The sequence below is a fragment of the Flavihumibacter solisilvae genome (genome assembly GCF_000814475.1).
GTDB lineage: Bacteria > Bacteroidota > Bacteroidia > Chitinophagales > Chitinophagaceae > Flavihumibacter > Flavihumibacter solisilvae.
In genome coordinates this window covers 12796-32621 of record NZ_JSVC01000003.1, presented here as the reverse complement: position 1 = coordinate 32621, position 19826 = coordinate 12796, and the positions used below count along the sequence as shown (strand labels likewise).

Here is a 19826-nt window from a genome sequence, read left to right as displayed (position 1 = left end):
AAATTAATACCCCCCGCGTTTTTTCATAGAACGTAACTGCTTTACAAAAAACGAAATCAATAACCCTGGTTCTGCGAAAGGTTTTTATTCAAGTCGATTTCCTTTTGAGGTATCGGGAACAAGTAATTTTTTGAATTGAAAATACGTTCGGAAACAGGGCTGATGCGTTCAGGCGTGAGCGTGAGGTTACCGTTGTTTGCATCAACAGTTCCGAGCAGGGCGCCGGTTACTGTTCCGGGCATAACTTCTTCGCCTATCTTCCAGCGTTGGATATCGTACCAGCGGAGACCTTCCATTGCGAGTTCCACACGGCGTTCCCTGCGAACGAGGGTACGGAGTGAGGACTGATCATTATACACAAGCTGGTCAACTGCGGGCATGCCTGCTCTTTTTCTCACGGCATCGATGGCACTATAAACAGATGCATCAATCTGTCCGGCTTCGATCTTAGCCTCCGCATAGGTAAGCAGGATCTCAGCATAACGCATCACGATAAAATTCAGGCCGGTATTGTCGATATCGGTACCATATTCCGTATTCCGGAAATCGTCGATGTCCTGGATGAATTTCTTCACGTTATAGCCGGTTGGGGAACAGTTGTTGTTCTTATAATAGTCTGTTCCTGCATACGGATCGAAGTAAGTCCCTTCGTACAATAAACCCGGGCGAATGATAGTAGCATCCAGGCGGGGGTCGCGGTTTTTGTAAGGTTGCGCCGGATCGTAAGCAGGATCTGCAACAATGGTCTTGCCATTAATTGTTTCGTAGGCATCAATCAATTGCTGGGTCGGTGAAATAGAACTCCATCCTCCCTGTGAATTGGGTGCAACTGCTATCAGTACCCACGCAGAATTATCGTCTTTCAGGTATTGCACATCCAGCATCACTTCCTGGTTATTTGCATTTCCGGGACGGAAAAGTTCCGCATAATCAGGATATAGGCTGTAGTTAAATGGCGCCGACATCAATTGCTGTGTAGTGGCGATACATTCGCTCCATTTTTCATTGAACAGTTCCACCCTGGCTTTGAGTCCTAGTGCAGCGCCCCTTGTAATGCGACCAACTTCTGTTCCTTCATAGGATACCGGGAGATCTGGTGCGACAGCTGCCAGTTCAGCCAGAATAAATTGGATTACCTCTGCCTTGGGAGTACGGGAAACCGTGTTTGCTTCTGCAGGTTTCAGTTCGTGCAGGACCAGGGGCACGTCTCCATAGTTCTGGCTCATGATGAAATACTGGTAAGCTCTCAGGAAGCGGGCTTCGCCTTTCATTCTCGCTTTCAGTTCATCAGAAATTGCTGTTGAAGGAGTCTTGTCTACGTTGTCCAGGAACCAGTTACATTTCTGAACAGTGGTGAAGTCCCATCTTCCAATTCCATAGTCGTTCGGGGTTGCATAACCAGATGCCAGGGTCTCATAACCTTCCCATGGGAACTGATCAAAACCGTTGTCGGTCATGCAATCGTTGTATACGACATTGTCGCCATACTCCCATCCGCTGTAGCAGCCGTTCAGGGCTGCGGTAACATCCTGCTTCGATGTCCACAGCGAACTATTGCTGTACACATCCATCGGACTTCTATCGAGAAAATCTTTTTTGCAGCTGCCCAGCAACAAGGTAGCAAAGCAGGCAAGAGAATATATTTTTTTCATGATTGTTGGTGTTTTTAGAAACTAACGTTTATGCCCAGTGTATTTACCACGACCTGCGGATAGCTGTTGATGCTTCCTGTGGAACCGATCTCCGGATCTATCCATTTGTAAAAATTAGTGAGCGTTAAAATATTCTGACCACTGTAGTAGATCTTCACATTCTTTAATCCTGCCTTGCTGATGAGTGAGGTTGGCAGATTGTATCCCAACATGAGGTTTTTCAGGCGGAGATATGAAGCGTTCTTCACCCAGAATGATGATGGGTTGCTGGTCGGGCTGTTTTGTTTGTATCCATATGACAGTCGGGGGAATGATGCCGAGGGGTTGTCGGGTGTCCACCTGTCGAGGTAAACCGAAGTAGGTTTGTTGACATCCGGACCTACTTCCCCAACAAGGTTACCACTGGCAACTTTCACGCCGCCTGCACCCTGGAAGAAGATAGAAAGATCGAAGCCCTTCCACTGTGCACCTAACGTGAATCCATAAGTGACTTCAGGAAAATAAGTGCCGAGATAAGTCCGGTCATTGCCATCGATAACACCATCTGGCTTGCCCTGCGGACCGCTGATATCACGGTATTTCAGGTCACCAGGCTCAATTTTACCACCGCTTTGTGTGGCATGATTGTCAATTTCTTCCTGTGTCTGGAAGATCCCATCAGAGATATACCCGTACAGTGAATTGATCGGGTAGCCAACTTCTGTGAATGTTCCGCCGGAAATGTATGGACCGCTTCCTTTCAGGTCAGTGACTTCATTTTTGATAAAGGAGACATTGGCAGACACATCATAGGAAAGTGATTTGTAGTTGTTACGGTAACGTGAAGAGAATTCCCATCCCCTGTTGGAAACTGAACCGGCATTCTGGTAAGGAGCTGTTAACCCATAAACTGCACCAACAGGCAGGTTCAGGAGAATGTCTGTGGTTTTCCGTTGAAAGTAATCAGCAGTAAACTCCAGCCTGTTTTGCAGGAAAGCGGCGTCAAGACCGATGCCGGTGGTTGTTGTTGCCTCCCATTGGATATCTGCGTTGGCGCCATTTTTAGGAGCGATCCCGGAAGCGAGTGTCTGGTTAAAGGAATAGTTTACGCCCGGGGAGATGCTGGAAAATGTGGGGTAATAGCCAACCACATTCTGGTTGCCAAGTTGTCCCCATGACCCGCGCAGCTTCATGCTATTTACGGCTGGCAATAACCTGTCGAAGAATTTCTCTTTTGAAATATTCCAACCTGCTGAGAAGGACGGGAACACAGCCCACCTGTTTTCCGGCGCGAAGCGGGATGAGCCATCGCGACGAAGATCCGCTTCGAACAGGTAACGACCTTTGTAGTCGTAGTTCAACCTGCCGAAGTAAGACTGCAATGCCCATTCCCTGGAGTAGCCTTCGTTTTGCTGTCCATCTTTAGGCGCGGCGTTGAGTTCTGTGAGGGTATTATTCAAAAAGCCCTGGCGATAGGCATAGAGATAATTATAGATCTCGTGTTCCTGCGTTGCACCAACAAGGATTCCAACGTGATGGTTCCTGGCGATGTTCTTCTGGTATTCCAAAATTGCCTGCAGGTTGGTATAGCTGGTTTTATCGGAGCTTTCAATGAGGTTGTTCGGACCCTGGTATTTGGTAGGTTCGCCGGTTGTTCCGCTATAGTATTGAATATCTTTTACGAACTGCTGGCGGCGGCTGCTGTTGGCACGGTAGGCGATCGCGGGCCTGAAGTGAAGGCCTTTGATGATCTCCCAGTCAGCCCCGAAATTAGTGGTAAGTATATCGCCTTTTGTTTTGTTGAAGGAACCAGCTTCGAGCCAGGCCATGGGGCTACCGTCTGCCACGTAACCATAAGCGCCATTCGGGTATTTGTAGGGAACCGTGTTAGAAACACGGTTGATCATGCGAACGATTTGGGAGAAACCTGTGGCGTAGGTACTTACTGGTTCGCTGAATGGAGCGTGACGGTATGCCAGGTTTGCAGTGACGGTGAACTTTTCACTGATTTTTGAATTGATATTAAAACGGGTGGAGTATTTTTTATAATTGGTGCCTTTCACGTTTCCGTCCTGGTCGAAATACCCCAGTGAAAACATGTATTGTGTCTTTCCGTCGCCGCCACCAACGCTCATGTAATGATTCTGCTGGTAGCCAGGCTCCGTGTAAAACAGGTCTAACCAATCAGTGTTGGGGTGCGTGGGATCTGAGCCGTTTTTGAATTTCTGAATGTCGTCATCTGTCCATTTAGGCGACTTCCCTTCGTTTGCAAGTGCTTCGTTATATAGTTGAGCCTGCTGCCATGAGGGCAGGAAGTCAGGCAGGCGGTGCACATCCTGCTTACCGATATAACCACTGTAGTTGACCTGTAACTGGCCTTTCTTCCCACGTTTGGTGGTGATAAGGATCACGCCATTGGCAGCCCGCGAACCGTAGATGGCGGCAGAAGCTGCATCTTTCAACACTGTTACGTTCTCAACATCGTTTGGGTTCACTTCATTGATGGATGCAATGACCCCGTCAACAACTACCATTGGGTCGCTGTTGCTCAGTGTGCCTATACCACGGATGCGGATTGTGCCATTATCGCGACCGGGCTGACCGTTGGTGGTAGTCACGGTTACTCCCGCCATGGTGCCCTGTAAGGCGTTCACTGTATTCGTCACCGGCCTGTCTTCGATTGCCTTGGAACCAACAGAGGATAGTGAACCGGTAAGATTAAGTTTCTTCTGCGTACCGTAACCAACAATCACTACTTCCTCCACTTTTGATTCTGCCAGTTTCAGTACAACCTTTACGCTGCCGGCTTGTGTTACGTACAGTTCGGTTGTTTCGTGACCTATATATGAGATTTGCAGTCGCCCGCCTTCTTCCGGGATCTGCAATACGAAGTTGCCGTTAAGATCTGTGACGGTACCCTTGTCGCTACCCTTCAGTTTCACTGAAGCACCTGCCAGGGGAGAACCGTTTTCAGTTGCGACGGTGCCTTTGATTTCAATGGGAACAGGCAATTCTTCTTTCTTTGGTGCTTCCTGTTTATGGGGTTGAACTACGATGGTTTTTTCAATGATGATATAGGTAAATGGTTGTTCGCTGAAACATAAATTAAGTGCATGCTCCAGGGAAACATCTTTTACCTTAATGGTGCTTCTTTTTGCATTCTTCATCAACGAATGCGTGTAGGCAAAAGTGTAGCCGCTCTGTTTCTCAATTTTATTGAGAATGTCTTCGAGCGCCGCGTTCCTTTCGGAGAGCGTAATTTTTTGGGAATAGCTATTGGCGCTGACCTGCAGGCAGCAGGCAAGCAGTAGCATGGCGGTGATCTTCATGATCCGCAGTGTTTTGGTTAAATCCATACCTTTGATTTGTTTGGGTTACACAATAAGCAGTCTTGCGGGACTTTATTTTAATGGGTTAACCCAAACTACCTGCTGGGAGTGTTGCAAGCGCTTCCAGCTTTCATTTAGGCCAACCGCGTCAATTACGGTTTCACCATGATCTTGTTTCCATTGATTTTAAAATGCACACCACCGGTTGTTTCCAGGATTTTGAATACGTTGGAAACGTTGGTGTTGCGATCCATTTTTACATAAAATTTTTCTTTCACTTCTTTTTCAAACTCTACGTCTACGTTATACCAGCGGGCAAGCTGCCGCATAATGGTTTGGATGTCTTCACCTTTAAAAATGAACAACCCGTCTTTCCAGGCCATTACTTCGTTGAGGTCAGCGTCGTTTATAACCTTGCTGCTGTTCGCCGACACCTGCGCCTGTTGGCCGGGTTCGAGTAAAAGATCTTTAGCTCCATGACTCACCTTGACTTTTCCTTCCAATAAAGTGATGCTGTTGGTTGATTCGTCATCGTAGGCATTTACATTGAAATGTGTTCCAAGTACCTGGATAGTAACAGCATCTTTCGTTACGAAGAAGGGCTTGTATTTATCTTTTGCCACTTCGAAATAGGCTTCGCCAGTGACGGACACCTTTCTTTCCCTGCCTGTAAATGCAGCCGGAAAAGTCAGTGTGGAACCGGAGTTCAGCCAGACCCGTGTGCCGTCAGCCAGGGTGATCGACGCAACTTTGCTTCCGCGCGGATTGTTCAGCGTATTGTAGTGAATTTCATTTGAATGGCGGGAAGCCTGGTAACTGATGTCGCCGTTGGCTGATCTAAGAATTTTTACATTGCCTTGCGTGGCCAGTTCGCCGTCGCCTGATTCATCGAGGTAAACCTGCTGACCATTTGCCAGTGTGATCGTTGCACGATTGGATTCAGGTGCTTTAATGTCGGTAACGGCTGCGACGGCAGGAGCAGTTTCTATGGTCGGGGACTTCGTTTTATGAAGCAGGAAGTAGGAGCCGGTTCCCAATGCGAAGATTATAGCCGCTGCGGCCGCCCATCGAATCGGCCGGAACTGGCGAATGCTGGCAGGCGCAGAATCCTGTTGCGCGTTAATCTGTTCCAGTAATCGATTTTCGCCAGCCTGTTGCAGTTCTTCGGCCTGCTGCCCGTCGATCTGGGCCTCACCACTTTCCACCAGTTGATCGTACCACTGTTCGATCAGTTGAATTTCTTCCTGTGAGCATTTCCCGTTCCTGTACCGCTGTAATAGTTCCCTGGCCTGGTTGAAGTCCATTTGCTGGCTTTTATACTAATAAGTCCGGCCAGGAGATCCGAGGGGGTAAAAGAAATTATTATTTTTTTAGCAGGAGGGAAATGAGCAGCAGGGAGACTGAACCTGCCGTTTGTCCCAAAGCGAGTTTGATCAGCTTCAGCGCATGCTGGATATGTTTTTTAGTAGTCTCGGCGGAGATACCCATTTTGTCGGAGATCTCTTTGTGGCTAAGGTGTTCTTCCCTGCTCAGCCTGTAAACTTCCTGCATTTTTGGTGGCATTTTAGCTACGGTTTCATGGATGATGAATTGCGCTTCTTTCAGTTGAAGGCGCTCTTCAGCAGATGCGGGCAGGTAGTCGGATGCGAGAACAGTCAGCAGGGCAGCATAATCCCTGCGGACAATATTCTTTTCAATAAAGTGGATGGCTTTATAGCGGACGCTTGTATGAAGGTAGGCGGCAAGAGAACCTTCCAGTTGCAATTCAGTCCGTCGATTCCAAAGTGACAGGAAAACATCCTGTACAATATCTGCTGCTGCATCATTGTCGCGCAGTGCTTTGGCTGCAGTCAGGAACAATTCTTTCCAGTACCTGCGGTAAAGGCAGGTGAATGCCTGTTGATCGTCTGCCGCCATTGCGGAAAGCAGCGCTTCATCATTATGTAAGCAGTTATATGGCATGCAAGCGGGAACCGTCTATTCGGAATTGAAGGTAAGGCTGCGTGACCTGAAGAGGGACACACAAACGTTTGCATTAAAATGCGGGGAGGATGCGAATCGTGGCGGCCTGGGCCTTTTCGCTGATCATGGCGGGAACAAAGGGATTGGTTTTATACTTGGTTTGATAGGCTTTGTTGACCAGGTCTTGTATGGTACCAGGGGACACGGGTTCGAAGATCACATCTTTAACCAGTCCGGCTGCGTGGATGCGACCGTTGGGGTGCTTCAGTGCGGCCTGGTACCAGCGCGATTTTACCCCGTGATATCCACGGACATATAATTCGCCTTTTACTGCCACGTTCCAGATCCAGGTGGGAGTTCCGTAGGTTTTACCATCATCACGCAGGGGCGAGATTTTGAGGTCATCGGCAGTTGAGATGGCGCCGAGTTCTTCGGTTGTCCATTTGGGTTTGGCATTCATCGCTTTGCGGTTTGCATGTTATAGCGAGTGGTGCGTGCATCCGTGATCACTCCTTTCCAGTTGAGGCCGTAACCGAATTTGTAGGAATTGCCCTGGCTGTCGAGGTGCGGCTGCATATCGTGAGGAACATCTTCAAACTGCTTTTCTACTATTTCCATGCTCGCGGGCATGGTCACGGGGAGTAAACCAGAGGGCTCTGTTTTACCGCTCAGCATGTCGAGAATGGCCTGGTGCTGCACGCCGAAGGAAAGCAGGATACCATCTGCCTGGCTTTCAAATTCACTAAAGACCATGGGCGAAGCTGCATTGATCACAACTATCACGGGTTTGTTGCCCATGAGCTTTTTTGTATCGAGGATGGATTGCAAGTCGGTAATGTTTGTGGCCGTGATTGCTTTGTCTTTGTATGACCTGTTGCTGACAGTTGAATCAAGTACGGGATCGCCCGCAGCAATGCTTTGCGCCCGGGCTTCAGCCGCGGTGTAAGGACCGTACTGCAGGCTGATGGGAATATAGCCATTGCTGCCCTTCAGACGGTCGTTGCGGTCGTAGCCGGTACTGCCCGTCGGACTATTGACAAACACTATCGCATAATCGGCGGCTGCGGCATCGTTGGTGAAAGTGACATATTTATTCAGTAAGTCAATGCTCACAGGGTCCTGCACTTTTTCGGGAGTCACATTGCCAAACCAGTCGCGCGCTGCGGGTGATGTGCGTTTTGGCACATATACTTTAGGTTTACCTTTAAGCGGTAGCACATTGGATTTGTTTTTGAGCAGCACGAGTGATTTCAGTTGTGCATCGTAACCGGCCTTCATGTATGCCGGTTTACCAACAACGGATTTTGAGTTAGCCGGATCGAGGTAAGGATTTTCGAAGAGCCCGGTGCGGAAAATATTTTTCAACAACCTTACTGCGGAGGCTTCAAAGCGCTGACGCATAAAAGCTTCGCCGTGTTCTGCGACACCCAGTTGGTATGCTTCGATGATCGGGCCGGCCACATTGTTTCCGCCAAACTGGTCTACACCTGCCATGATCACTTTGTAGTGTCGCTGTGCTTCTGTTAGTTTTTCCACGCCCCACGGTTTTCCCCGAAATTCATCGACGTACTGTCCTTCGTTGCGGGTAATGCCCCAGTCTGTACATACGACGCCATCATAGTGGTATTGGCTACGCAACAGGTCGGTGATGATGAACTTCGAATAAGCATTCCCGACATTCTCATTGTTCACGGAATCAATGCCGAATGATACGGTATAGTAAGGCATTACTGCGGAAGCCATGGCTGTTTTCCCTTTAAGTTTGAAAGCACCTTCCGTGAATGGCACCAGGTGCGCTTTGAAGTTATTGCCAGGGTAAACGGCAAACTTTCCATAAGCGAAATGACCATCCCTCCCACCCTCTTCGGGTCCCCCTCCGGGCCAGTGTTTTACCATAGCATTCACGCTGGAGTATCCCCAGCCATCTTTGATTTCATCCTTTCCCTTCGAGGTCTGGAAACCGTCGATGTATGCGCGTCCGAGGTCGGCAGATAACCAGGGATCTTCGCCAAATGTTCCGTTGATCCGGTTCCAGCGTGGTTCTGTTCCGAGGTCTACCTGCGGCGAGAGTGCAGTGGTAATGCCCAGTGCGCGGTATTCTTTTGCCGCGATGGACCCGAACTCTTCTACGAGTGCCGGGTCAAAGCTGGCAGCGAGCCCGAGGGCATCGGGCCACATCGAGATCCTGCCTCCGCTACCGGCATTGTATTCGGTGGATGCCACGGCAATATGCCGCGGGTCAGAGCTTGTGTTCACGGGAATTCCGAGGCCGGTACCTTCTGCGAATGACTGGGCGTTGTTATTCCACGTGGCAGCAACTTCGGGACTCTCCACAGATGTGATCAGTACATGCCGTAGGTGATCCCTGGTCAGGAATTCTTTTTGCTCGTCGGAGAGGTCTGAAGATTTTGCGCCGCTTTCCTTTAGGGATTTGCCGTTGTAGGTTCCTTTTCCAAAGCCGGCATCCCGGCCGGGGATGGACTGGTGGGCACTATAGAGCATAAGCCCGGCAATCTGTTCAATTGACATTTTTGTCGCCAGGTCTTTGGCGCGCTCTTCAGCCGGAAGTCGCCAGTCTTCGTATTTATCAAGTTTCCCGTTCTTATTCAGGTCCTTGAACGAGAAGCCATCCTGTTTGATGAGTTGAACCCCGGATGAGAGTGAGTAACAGAGTGTACTGCCCTTTTGTTGAATAGTGCGGTAGGGCAACTGGGCAATCGTGGCAGTCGTAAGGCAGAGGCCGGATACCAGGACTGCAAAACGCGAGGATCTCATGTGTGCGGGGATTATTCTTTTAAGTTAAAGAAAATTCCCACAAAGTCCCGAAGAAGCGTAATGCTGCAGGGAGGAGGAAGAATGGCGCAGGGAGGAAATAATAAGGCGCAAAAGATATTTCCTTTGCGCCTTATTCGTATGCCTACACTAAAGCTTCGGCATATGCAATGAAACTTATTCTGTCTCCAAACGGAAGGTGATCGGCTGCTTCTTGTAGGATTTAACCTGGCGACCGTTCTGAACCGCGGGAGTCCATTTACCGGACTTCTTGATTACGCGGACAGCTTCTTCGCGGAGTTCGTTAGGACCGGAGATAGCTTCCACTTCGGAAACGTTACCTTCTTTGTCCACGATGAACTGGATCACTACAGTACCCTGGATCTCGTTATCCTGGGCTTCCTGCGGGTAGCGGAGGCTCTTGTTCAGGTAACGCTGCCATGCGGAGGTACCACCTGGGTATTCAGACTCGATCTCCACCTTTGTAAAGGTTTTGTCCCAGTCTTCTTCCACTTTTTTGGGGGCTTCAACTACACCCTTTCCTTCGTCAGAAGCGGGGGGAGCAACGATACCCTCATCCTTGATACCTTCCTGGTTAATTGTACCGATCTTGGTTTCCTCCAGCTTTTCAACTTCTGGTGGTTTTTCATCTTCTTTCACTTCCTCATCCTTTACGATCTTGGGAGGAGTGAATTTAGCCATTTCCACTTTTGGTGGTTCTGGCTTTGGTGGAGGCGGCGGCGGTGGGGGCTCGTTCTTTGGCTCCTCGCGTTTCACTTCCTCCAGCTGTACGTCCTGCACGATCATTTCTGTTTTATCGTCCTTCTTCTTCAATGAATTAGCCAATACATTTCCAAGCAGGATGAGTAACAGAAGCGCAGTCGTAACTATCAGTGCCACGGTCATGCGCTTATTGTAGGTCTTGCGCAGCTCATATGCACCGTACTCTTTGTTACGGCCATCAAAAATGATGTCCAGTAAGTCTGAGTTCAGTATTTTATTTGCTTCCATTTTTCCGGTTTTAATATTAGATGCAAAACTTAATAAATTCCATACGCCTTACTTGGTTGCAGGAGCCGCAGCAGGTGCAGCGCCGCCTTCAGTTACGCGGATCAGCTGGTCTTCAACCGGGCTGATGTCAACCAGTGCATAACGCTTTACTTCGTTGATAGTCATTTCGTCCAGCATATCAACCACGTTTTTGTAGCTGCTTTCTGCATTGGGCTTGATCACCACGACGAAATCTTCGGGCTTGGTATTCTTTTTCTTGTTCAGGATAATATCGCGTACTTCTTTGAAATTGGTTGTCTTGAAGTTAGATGCATCAGGAGCCAAGATCCCTTCATAGTAATACACGACATCATTCTTGGAGAGCATGATTGTCAAAGCACCGGATTCCTTTGCCTTGTTCTGTTCTTCCGGCTTTTCCGTGTCCTTGGGCAGGAACAACCGCATGGCGGTTGGCTGGCTCATGGTAGTGGTAAAGATGAAGAAAGTGATCAGCAGAAAGCCGAGGTCCACCATTGGGGTAAGGTCCACACGGGTGGAGAGTTTTTTCCCTTTTTTAACGCCAGGTCCTTTTTTGTGTCCCCCACCTGACGAGGTATCCATTTCTGCCATTGTGCAAAAATTTGTTTTTTATAATATTATTTACTCTTCAGCAGGTGTTTCTCCGGAACCCCTTTTCAGGTTCGTGTTATACAGTTCTGTACCGGGTGGAACACCTTCGGGGTTGGTTACCATCTGGAACTTCAGTTCATCATTCTTTTTGAAGGCATCGATAACACCTTTGAAAGAAGGATAACGTGAAGCGTTATCACCTTTAACGAGCAGGTTCATTTTAATTCCCTGGAAGGCGGTTTTAACGGCGCGCATCCATTCAACCAGTTCATTGTTCAGGGTGTCGGTCACCGGGATGCCGGTGTATTTCAGCTGTGGCCAGGTTTCTGCAGGTTGCTGCAGGAGTGACTTCAGCTGGCTGATGGGAACACCGATGAAGGGACCTTTTTTGAAGTTGGCAATCTCAGCATCGGTTAGACCAAGGTTCTTATTGGTATTCAAGGCTTCAATTACTTCCTGTTTGGGTGCATCTTCCGAGAAAGAAAGGAAAACTTTTCCCTCCTTGTCGATGGTTACCATAGCCACGTCCTTCTGGGGAGCTACTTTAGAAGCCACCGAGTTGGGGGTAACAACCGTCAGTGTTTCGGAGGGCTTGAACTTTGTTGTCAGGATGAAGAATGACAACAGGAGGAAAGCCACATCGCACATGGCGGTCATATCAATATTGGTGCTCTTCCTGGGAAGTTTAACTTTTGGCATGACTTAATTTTTGATCTGATTCACATTTAGATTCACTTGCCGTGATTTTCCACAAATAGAGATCTGTTAAAAAGTCCGGCTGCTGCGCTTACTTGTACAGTGAAGCGAAGCTTTGTGTCAGCGTGAAGCCAGACTCATCGATTCCGTAAGTGATACCGTCGATCTTTGTTGTAAATACGTTATACATGATGATCGCAACTGCAGAAGTACCGATACCGAGGGCCGTGTTGTAAAGGGCTTCAGAGATACCTTTTGACAGTTCGCGGGCAGCGTCACCACCACCTTCGTCACCGAGTTTAGAGAAGGAACGGATCATTCCGAGTACCGTACCGAACAGACCGAGGAGGGTAGCTACTGAAGCGATGGTTGACAGGAACACGAGGTTCTTCTCAAGCATCGGCAGTTCGAGGGATGTAGCTTCTTCCACTTCTTTCTGGATAGCGATTACTTTTTGTTCAGTGTCCAGTTCAGTGTTAGTGATCATCTCTTTGTACTTACGGAGACCAGCCTTCATTACGTTTCCTACAGAGCCTTTCTGTTTGTCGCACTCAGCGAGGGCTGCGTCTACATTTTTGTTAGCAAGATGATACTGTACTTTGCGGATGAATTCGTCGTTGTTACCTGTTCCAGCAGCTTTGCTGATAGTAAGGAGCCTTTCAATAACGAACACCAGTACAACCAGGAGGTTAGCAATCAGGATCGGTACAACGATACCACCTTCATACATTTTGTTGAATGCGCCTTTGGGTCCCTGGTGGTTAGGCCAGAATCCGCCGTTAGGATCGGGGTTTGTAAAACCGCTGTCTGCACCGGCTACAAATCTCCAGATCAGGTATCCACCAATCACACACAACAATGGGGCAATCCAGGAAATAGCGTTGCTTCTTTTTTTCGCCTGAACAGATGTTGATGCTGCCTTCGCGGTTGCAGTTGGTTTAGTCTCTGCCATAATCGTTTGTTTTTAGTTTTTTTGTAAAACAGGTATTAATTGTTCTTGAATTGACCCTAGGTCTTTTTTGGGGACACAAGTCTAAATAAAAAAAGAATAAAAAGTACAAATTGCCACAATAAATATCCGAAAGCGCTACAAATTAAAAAAATTAGCTTGGTACCCTTTTGAAAGCCGCATGGCAAGCCACTTACAGCATTTTCTTAAATTTGTACCAGGCCCATCATTTGTGCCGGTTCGGGTGTTATAATCGTTCACTTTGCCTTATCGCAACCAATTTAAACAGAATTTGACATGAGAACAACTCCCCTGAAGGGAAAGTTTGTGCCGTTGACCGGGTTGTTACTCCTCATGGTCAGCACAGGTTCCCTGTTAGCCCAAACCAAACCGCCATCCGTAACCAATTCGATCGGCATCACTCCTGCCCTGGGTCCCGCCAAAAGCGCATGGACGCACCCTGGTCCCAAGGCATATACCGACGTCATTACCTCGAAGGCCGTAACCGACAGTGGCCTGTTCATCGTTCACAGGGTGGAGGACAAGTACTACCTCGAGATCCCTGACTCCCTGTTCGGGCGCGACATCCTGGTGGTGAACCGGCTGTCGAAGGCGGCTGCCGGCATGCGTAACCTCTTCTTTGGTTATGCCGGCGATTTTATAGGCGAGAACGTGATCCGCTTCGACAAGGGACCGAATAACAAGGTGTTTATCCGGAACATTTCCTTTGATGAGATCTCGCGTGACAGCACCTACCCTATGTACAAAGCAGTTGCAAACTCGAATATCCAGCCTATAGTGCAGGCCTTTGATATTGCGGCCCCGGGACATGACTCCACCGGTGCCGTGGTGGAGATCACTTCCTTCCTGAACAGTGACAACGAGATCCTGAATTTCGAGGCGAACCAGAAGCGGTTGTTCCGCGTAGGTTCGCTACAGTCGGACAAGTCATATGTGAACTCAGTGAAATCGTACCCGATGAATACGGAGATCAAGACGGTGAAGACCTATACGCGGAGTGGTGGCACTGTAACGGGTTCCCCTGCTACGATGTCGGGCGGAGCATCTTCCGGTGCCTTTACCGTGGAGATCAACAGCTCGATGCTGCTGTTGCCGAGTGAGCAGATGAAAGCGAGGTATTATGACGACCGCGTGGGATACTTCAGCAGGGAGTATGTTGATTTCGATGCCAATCCGCAGGGGATCGAGAATATCAGGACGATTACACGTTGGCGGCTGGAGCCGCGGCCTGAGGACGTGGAGAAGTACAAAAGAGGGATTTTGGTAGAGCCCCGGAAGCCTATCATATTTTATATCGACCCCGCTACCCCGAAGAAGTGGGTGCCTTACCTGATCCAGGGCGTGAACGACTGGCAGGTGGCTTTTGAGAAGGCAGGCTTTAAGAATGCGATCATGGCGAAGGAGGCTCCCGCGAATGATCCGAACTGGAGTCTTGAAGACTCCCGGTATTCGGCGATCGTATACAAGCCATCCGATATTCCCAATGCAAGCGGTCCGCATGTACATGACCCGCGGAGCGGTGAGATCCTGGAGAGCCATATCAACTGGTACCATAATGTGATGGAGTTGCTGCGAAACTGGTACTTCGTACAGGCCTCGCCCAATGACCCGCGGGCGCGTACGACAAGGTTTGATGATGAACTGATGGGACAGCTGATCCGGTTTGTGTCATCGCACGAAGTGGGCCATACATTAGGATTGCGCCACAATTATGGAGCGTCTTCCACGGTACCGGTAGAAAAGCTGCGGGATAAGAAATGGGTGGAAGAGCATGGGCACACCCCTTCGATCATGGACTATGCGCGGTTCAACTATGTGGCCCAGCCGGAGGACAAGATCTCGGAGAAGGGGATCTTTCCAAGGATCGGGGACTATGATATCTGGGCTATTGAGTGGGGCTATCGCTGGTATCCCGATGCTAAGGATGCTGAAGATGAAAAGGTGATACTGAACAAGATGACGGTGGAGCGGATGAAGAATAAACGGCTGTGGTTTGGGCGGGAAACAAACCCTGATGACCCGCGGTCGCAGAACGAGGACCTGGGTGACAACGCGATGAAGGCCGGGACTTACGGGATCAGGAACCTACAGCGCATCATTCCCAACCTCGAGGCGTGGACCCGCGAGCCTGATCACGATTATCATAGCCTGAACACTTTATATAATGAGGTGGTTACCCAGTTTGGCCGGTATGTCGGGCATGTGACGAAGAATATTGGCGGACTGATGGAAACACCCAAGACTGTTGACCAGCCTGGTGCCGTGTTTGAAACGGTGCCGAAGGAAACACAGCGGGAGGCGATGGAGTTCCTGAATCGCCAGGTGTTCACTACACCCACATGGCTGCTAAACAAGGACATCTATAGCAAGATAGGGCTGAGCGGGGTAACGATCACTTCGCGGATGCAGGAGATGGCATTATCACGGATTTTGTCTGCCGGTGTGATAAACAGGTTGCTTACTGCCGAAGCGACGGAAGGCAGTGCCACCTATACCTTGAATGACCTGATGTCGGACCTTAAGCGGTACACATTCAGTGAAGTGGTATTGCACAAACCGATAGATATCTATCGCCGCAACCTGCAGAAGTCAGTGGTCGAGCGACTGCTTGGGATTGTACGCCCTGCTACTGGTGGCGCGACGGCTGCGCAGCCTGGAATTGTGATTACGCTGGTGCCAACTGTTGGTCGTAACAGTGATGCTGTGTCATTTGCAAAAGGCACGTTGCGTGCGCTGCAATCGGAGATCAGGACTGCGTTGCCTTTTTATTCTGATGTGGCGAGCCGTTATCACCTGCAGGACCTGATGGATCGCATTGCAGAGGGGTTGAAGGTTGAGAAGTAAGTAGCGGGTCTGCGCGGTTCGGACTTTAGCGTTCTGAGTTGCGCTATAAAAATATTGCAAGTGTGGTTTATGACTGCACTTGCATTTTAATTTTCATAAAGGGTGAAAACACCCTTGACAAACAGCCTTTCAAGAATGTATTTTGCCCTCGTAAATCACAGGTGAAGATGAAATGGAGTTGGTTCATTACAGGCGTTTCCTGCCTGCAATAAACGGAAGCAGTGACAGGTTTACCTGACCAGGAGGATTGTGCCCATAAGCTTTTTAGGATAGGTGTTTGTGTTATCTGTGTACGTGCAGGTCCAGGTGTACAAACCTGGCGCCTGGTCCCTGCCGTTACACTTACCATTCCATGCACCGTCGGGTTCGGTGCTTTCAAAGATTTTCTGGCCCCATCGATTGTAGACCTGGAGTTGAAAAATGATGAAGCGATGATTTCCGAGGACTTTGAAGGATTCATTGATCCCGTCATTGTTGGGCGAGAAGGCGGTAGGGAAACGGACTTCACATTGTCCTTCAACGACAACAACCTGGTCGGTTGCGGAACCGCAGAGATTAGTGACAGTAACCCCATAGGTTCCTGGAAGGCGGGCAACAAAAGAGCTGTTGGCAGAACCGTCCGGCCACCTGTAAGAGTCGAACCTGCCCGGAGTGAGAGTTATGGAATCGCCGGTGCACAATACTTTATCCGGACCAAGCGAAGGAGCCGGTGATTGCAGTATTTCGAGCTCAAGCTGTCGGATACTGTCACAACCATTGCGCGTTACCATCGTGTCGATATAAGTGCCAGCCGTTGAATGCCCCTCAAATTGCTGGCCCTGGCAGATGGATTTGAATTCTGTTGTATAAACCGGCGAGTTGATGGTAAGGTGAAGGGTGATGATACTGTCGCAACCATTTGCTGAAGGAAAGGTATCGGTGTAGCTGCCGGTTGAAGTGAGTACATAGCCGTTCCATTCGTAGTTTGAGCAGGCATTGATATTGATTTCGCCTGAAGCGTTTTGATTACGGATAGTAAGTTGCAATGTTATGGTGCTGTCGCAGCCCGAAGTGTTTTCGATTACCTGCGTGTATACGCCCCCGGTAATATAGGTCTGACAGTTAAGTGTAAACGGGCTGCAGGCAGCGATGGAAAGATTTGACGCAGTACTGCCTGTACATGGCCTCATTTTATGAATGAACACATCACCCTGGACGGGTGCTGTCTGGTATACGATTCCTGAACCGGGATCAAAATCGACAGTACCACCAAATCCACCTGTGCTAAGCACATTGCCTGTGGCATCTACGGCAATTGATGAGCCGCTGACACCTGTGCCTGCATCTGGTTTATCAGATCGCCCAAGTTGTTTACCCCAGCTGAGGTTGCCGCTGACATTGAAACGTGCGATGAAAACATCCGTACCGCTCGCCTGCATTTCGAGCTTGCATAGGCCAGGGTCAATGTCTATCCTGTCCCGGAACTGCCCTATGGCAAAGATATTTCCGGACGCATCTGTTGTCAATTCGAAGATGGCATCTTCCGAAGCTCCACCTATTTGCCTGGCCCAGGTGAGGTTTCCCGCGGCGTTATATTTAGCAAGGAAGATGTCGAAGCTGCCCAGGCTGGTCAGACGGTAGTTGGAAGAACCGGGATCGATGGTGATGGTGCTGGCGAAACTTCCCGTTACTATGGCATTTCCGTCGGCATCGACTGTAAGTGAGTACGGGGATTCGACTGAGTCAGCCGGTTCTGTTCCACCAATTTGTTTTGCCCAGGCGAAATTACCGGCAGTGTTAAGCTTACACACGAAAATGTCGCTTGCACCTGATGCGCTAAGGGTGAAGGTGGATGGACCGGGATCAAAATCGGCGTCCTGGTGAAACACGCCGGTGACGTACACATTTCCGCCGATGTCGATATCGAGGCCGACCCCGACATCTTCATTTGTGCCACCAGCCTGCCTGGCCCAAACCAGATCACCGTCGGTATCGAGCTTGACAAAAAAAATATCCCAGCTGCCTGCGGAGGCTAAATTGAAAATGCCGGGCCCGGGATCGAAATCGACTGTTCCAGGAAAGCCGCCAGTGAGGTAGATATTGCCGTTGCCATCGATACGGGTTGCGACTCCGGGCTGCTCGTCGCCGTTACCACCCAGTTGTTTAGCCCAAACGAAGTTGCCTGCTTCGTTAAGCTTAACTACAAAAATATCCCTGTCACCAAATGAGGTAAGGGTGTATGATCCCTGGCCTGGATCGAAATCGTTGGTACCGCTGAATGTGCCGGAAAGATAAACGTTGCCCGCATTGTCCAGTGAAATGGTACTGCTGAAGACGCGATTGCCGCCACCACCTGTGCCGCCTATTTGTTTGGCCCACGCAAACTCACCGGCTGCAGTAAGTTTCAGGATATAAACGTTAAGTTTTTCGTCATTACCTGGCGGAATACTGAGGTTAACCACACCGGGGCCGGGATCAAAATCTGCTGTTGCGGTAAAGTCGCCGATGGTGTAAATGTTGCCGGAATAATCAATTGCAATGTCGGTGCCGTAATTACCGAAGTTACCATTGGAGCGGCCACCCATCTGTTTCACCCAGTCGAAACTTACATTGACTGACGGGGTCACCTGTGCTTCCAGCAAAGGTGAAGTGGCTAACACAAAGAGTATGGAAAGAAGCCTATTCATGCAGTTAAATGAATAGGCTATAAAGTTAGTTTATTCGTTGTTCTTTATTCGTATCGCAGGGCTTCGATGGGGTTAAGTTTCGACGCTTTGTAGGCCGGGTAAACGCCGGCGGCAAGTCCAACAATGGTGCAGATGATTACGCCCATGAAAACCCAGATCCAGGGCACCACGAAACCAGTGCTCATGAGCATGCTGACAATGTTGCCGAGAAGTATGCCGATAACAATACCAATTACTGCGCCCATCAGGCTGATCAGGATGGATTCATAAAGGAATTGCCAGCGGACATTGCGCTGCTTCCCGCCGATTGCCTTGATGAGGCCCACCTCCTTGGTGCGTTCAGTCACTGCTACGAGCATGATGTTCATGAGACCAATAGCAGCTCCCATAAGTGTGATGAACCCGATCACAACGGCGGAGGCAGTGAGCCAGCCGATCTGCCGCATGGCCATTTCCGCAAAGGCGTCACTTTTATCGATCAGGAAATTGCTTTCTTCCTTGATCTCATTTTTCCGGATCACGCGAAAAACACCTTCGGCCTCACCGATTGCAGTTTCAATATTGATGATATCAGGCGACTTCACCCCTATTGAAAATGATGAGGAAGCTGAGTTGGCAAAAAACCTGCGGACACTGTTAAAGGAAGTGATAATGTTGTTATCGAGACTGCGGCCAAAAGTGGAACCGCGCGGCTGCAGTACGCCAATAACGCGGAATGGAATACTGTTGACCTTGATGATCTTCTCCAGTGGCTGTTCAAGATTGGTGTTGGCGCCGAAAAGCTTTTCTGCCACATCTTTACCGATAATGCAAACATTGCGGCCGGAACTTACATCAAGCTCGTTCAGGTTGCGGCCTGCTGCGATGGTGTAACCATTCAGATCCAGGTAGTTTTCATCGCCGCCATTCACCCAAACAGTAGGGTTAGTCTTTTTATTGCCAAAAGCAGCTGTATTATTGTTGCCACCGCCCAGTGATAAACTCACTTTTGCAGGGTAGTTGTACCGCTGTTTGAAGGCTTCTGCCTGCTCGCGGGTGATCGGCTTATTGACGTTCGACTTTTTCAGCTTCTTGCCATCCTTTTTCTCCTTTTTCAGTTCTCCCCGGTCGAAGCGGAAGGCAGAACGGTAACGGATGGTGAATCCATTTGCTCCCATGCTGGAGAAGCTCTCCATAAACTTCTGTGAAATGGCCTGGATAGCCGTGTTAATCCCGATAAGTGCCGCAATTCCCAATGCAATGATGGCAACGGTAATGCCCGTGCGCAGCTTATTGGAGCGGATAGTGCGAAAGGACAAGGAAAGCGTATCGGTGATTTTCATAGGCTGAAAATACA

The 19826-nt window shown here is 49.3% G+C and carries 13 protein-coding genes; 1 reads left to right on the top strand and 12 read right to left on the bottom strand.

The window, feature by feature from the left end:
- Nucleotides 1–56: 56 nt before the first annotated feature.
- The 10 genes from OI18_RS03205 to OI18_RS03160 all read right to left on the bottom strand — a co-directional run bounded on the left by OI18_RS03205 (nucleotide 57) and on the right by OI18_RS03160 (nucleotide 12962).
- Nucleotides 57–1652 (bottom strand): RagB/SusD family nutrient uptake outer membrane protein, encoded by a 1596-nt coding sequence (locus OI18_RS03205; protein WP_039137182.1) that lies wholly within the window; start codon nucleotides 1650–1652, stop codon nucleotides 57–59.
- A 14-nt stretch (nucleotides 1653–1666) separates the two neighbouring features.
- On the bottom strand, nucleotides 1667–4987 hold the full coding sequence (locus OI18_RS03200; RefSeq protein WP_052272825.1) for a TonB-dependent receptor: 3321 nt from the start codon (nucleotides 4985–4987) through the stop codon (nucleotides 1667–1669).
- 125 nt (nucleotides 4988–5112) lie between these two features.
- Nucleotides 5113–6264 carry a FecR family protein gene (locus OI18_RS03195; RefSeq protein WP_039137180.1) on the bottom strand — a complete coding sequence of 384 codons (1152 nt, stop codon included), beginning with the start codon at nucleotides 6262–6264 and terminating at the stop codon, nucleotides 5113–5115.
- 58 nt (nucleotides 6265–6322) lie between these two features.
- Nucleotides 6323–6922 (bottom strand): RNA polymerase sigma-70 factor, encoded by a 600-nt coding sequence (locus OI18_RS03190; protein ID WP_039137178.1) that lies wholly within the window; start codon nucleotides 6920–6922, stop codon nucleotides 6323–6325.
- A gap of 73 nt (nucleotides 6923–6995) precedes the next feature.
- Entirely contained in the window at nucleotides 6996–7382 is a 387-nt protein-coding gene (locus OI18_RS03185) for a DUF2255 family protein (RefSeq protein ID WP_039137176.1), read from the bottom strand.
- Nucleotides 7379–9697: a glycoside hydrolase family 3 protein gene (locus OI18_RS03180; protein WP_039137175.1), complete on the bottom strand. Its 2319-nt coding sequence runs from the start codon at nucleotides 9695–9697 to the stop codon at nucleotides 7379–7381. Before OI18_RS03180 ends, OI18_RS03185 begins: the two co-directional genes overlap by 4 nt.
- A 174-nt stretch (nucleotides 9698–9871) precedes the next feature.
- Complete coding sequence (locus OI18_RS03175) at nucleotides 9872–10705, bottom strand: energy transducer TonB (protein ID WP_039137173.1); 834 nt, start codon at nucleotides 10703–10705, stop codon at nucleotides 9872–9874.
- A gap of 48 nt (nucleotides 10706–10753) precedes the next feature.
- Complete coding sequence (locus OI18_RS03170; protein ID WP_039137172.1) at nucleotides 10754–11314, bottom strand: ExbD/TolR family protein; 561 nt, start codon at nucleotides 11312–11314, stop codon at nucleotides 10754–10756.
- Nucleotides 11315–11344: 30 nt separating this feature from the next.
- On the bottom strand, nucleotides 11345–12013 hold the full coding sequence (locus OI18_RS03165) for an ExbD/TolR family protein (protein WP_039137171.1): 669 nt from the start codon (nucleotides 12011–12013) through the stop codon (nucleotides 11345–11347).
- Nucleotides 12014–12101: 88 nt separating this feature from the next.
- Nucleotides 12102–12962, bottom strand: coding sequence for a MotA/TolQ/ExbB proton channel family protein (locus OI18_RS03160; RefSeq protein ID WP_039137169.1), 861 nt, complete (start codon nucleotides 12960–12962; stop codon nucleotides 12102–12104).
- Nucleotides 12963–13256: 294 nt separating this feature from the next.
- Between OI18_RS03160 and OI18_RS03155 the strand changes: the two genes are divergently transcribed.
- Nucleotides 13257–15824 carry a zinc-dependent metalloprotease gene (locus tag OI18_RS03155; protein WP_052272824.1) on the top strand — a complete coding sequence of 856 codons (2568 nt, stop codon included), beginning with the start codon at nucleotides 13257–13259 and terminating at the stop codon, nucleotides 15822–15824.
- Between the two features lie 230 nt (nucleotides 15825–16054).
- Here OI18_RS03155 and OI18_RS03150 read toward each other — a convergent pair whose 3' ends face one another.
- Both OI18_RS03150 and OI18_RS03145 read right to left on the bottom strand, forming a co-directional pair.
- Nucleotides 16055–18490: a T9SS type B sorting domain-containing protein gene (locus OI18_RS03150; RefSeq protein ID WP_039137168.1), complete on the bottom strand. Its 2436-nt coding sequence runs from the start codon at nucleotides 18488–18490 to the stop codon at nucleotides 16055–16057.
- A gap of 44 nt (nucleotides 18491–18534) precedes the next feature.
- Nucleotides 18535–19812, bottom strand: coding sequence for an ABC transporter permease (locus OI18_RS03145; RefSeq protein ID WP_039137166.1), 1278 nt, complete (start codon nucleotides 19810–19812; stop codon nucleotides 18535–18537).
- Between the last annotated feature and the right edge of the window lie 14 nt (nucleotides 19813–19826).